This window comes from Vibrio sp. Vb0888, assembly GCF_033338835.1.
In the GTDB taxonomy this organism is placed as follows: Bacteria; Pseudomonadota; Gammaproteobacteria; order Enterobacterales; family Vibrionaceae; genus Vibrio; species Vibrio alginolyticus.
The window spans coordinates 1-1,334 of the sequence record NZ_JAWOTL010000150.1 but is presented as its reverse complement, the minus strand read 5'-3'; the positions used below and the strand labels follow the sequence as shown (position 1 = coordinate 1,334).

Here is a 1,334-nt window from a genome sequence, read left to right as displayed (position 1 = left end):
ATACATAAATGGCAATGCGATGGTGAAGTAAGTGCCCACTAAAATCCAGGGGGTACCGATGAGGGAAATTTCGCTGTCAGCATAGAGTTGAAGAAGGCCCACAGACGAAACCACGGGTGGTACTGCAAATGGCAGCAAAATCAGGATATTCATCAGCTTGTCGAGATTCGGAAAGTAGTAAGACACCACGAAAATCGCAGGCAGGACGAGAACAACACTCAGTGCTAGTGCTGAAAGGCCAATAAAGAGCGAGCGACCAAACGCCTGTAAGAAGCGAGGATCCGTTAGCAGTTTAATGTACCAGTCAAAAGTGAAACCATCAGGCAGAATCGTTGCGCCCCAGCGAGAAGAGAGCGAGTAAATGAACGTCGCTAGAATCGGGATCAGCATGATTCCGACGATGGTGTAAACGACGCTTTTATGGAATCGAGAATTTACGTCTTGCATGGTTTACTTCCTGCTTTTCTTAGCTGCGTAACTTTTGGCAATCAGCCACTGGTTAATCACCGTAATAAACGCCAACAGCGCCATTAAGATGACCGAGATGGCGGCCGCTAAATTTGGCTCTAGGAACAAATCACCAGAGACCAAACTGGCAATACGAATGGTAATGACGTTGTAGTTACCAGAAGTGAGCGCATAGACGCTGGCATACGCGCCGATCGCATTGGCGATCAAAATAATGAAAGTGCCAAACAGGGCAGGAGAAAGCACAGGCAAAGCCACTTTCGCCCAATATAGCGCAGTTCTTGCCCCCAACAGTGCAGCCGCCGCTTGCCAATCATCGCTCAGCGCATCAAAAGCGGGATAAAGCAGTAAAACCGCCAGTGGGATTTGGAAGTAGATGTAAATCGCCAGCAAGCCCCATTTGCCGTACAAGTCAAAATCACCGAGCAAACCATATTGCTTGAGCAACAACGTAATCGCGCCGTTTGTGCCTAAGATGATGATGAAGGCAAACGACAGAGGTACGCCTGCAAAGTTGCTGCTCATGTTGGTGAAGGCAATCACGGCGTCTCTTAGCTTACTGTCTACTCGGCGTAAGGAAGAAACCAACAGCGTCGCAATGGCGAGCCCGAAAATGCTCGACCAAACGGACAGCCATAAACTGTTTCCGAATGCTTGCAGCATGAACGCAGAATCGAGTACTTCGATGTAGTTATCGAGAGCGAACTCTCCATCGTAGATAAAGCTGTTAAACAGCACCCAAATCATGGGCGCGAGTTGAAATAGGTAGAAAAAAAGCGCAAAGGGAACCAGCCAGATTGCGGGTTTGATGCGCTTGAGCCAAACGCTTGTCGTTGGTTTCGCCGCGCGGCTCGCGCTTGGTGATA

2 protein-coding genes are annotated in these 1,334 nt (G+C 49.0%); both read right to left on the bottom strand.

Annotated features, from left to right (window positions below; genetic code table 11):
• Positions 1-447, bottom strand: a 447-nt coding sequence (locus R7P72_RS24615) for an ABC transporter permease (protein WP_411912903.1), incomplete at its 3' end; no start/stop codon positions are given.
• Between the two features lie 3 nt (positions 448-450).
• A partial coding sequence (locus R7P72_RS24610; protein ID WP_318110914.1) for an ABC transporter permease occupies positions 451-1,334 on the bottom strand: 884 nt, incomplete at its 5' end.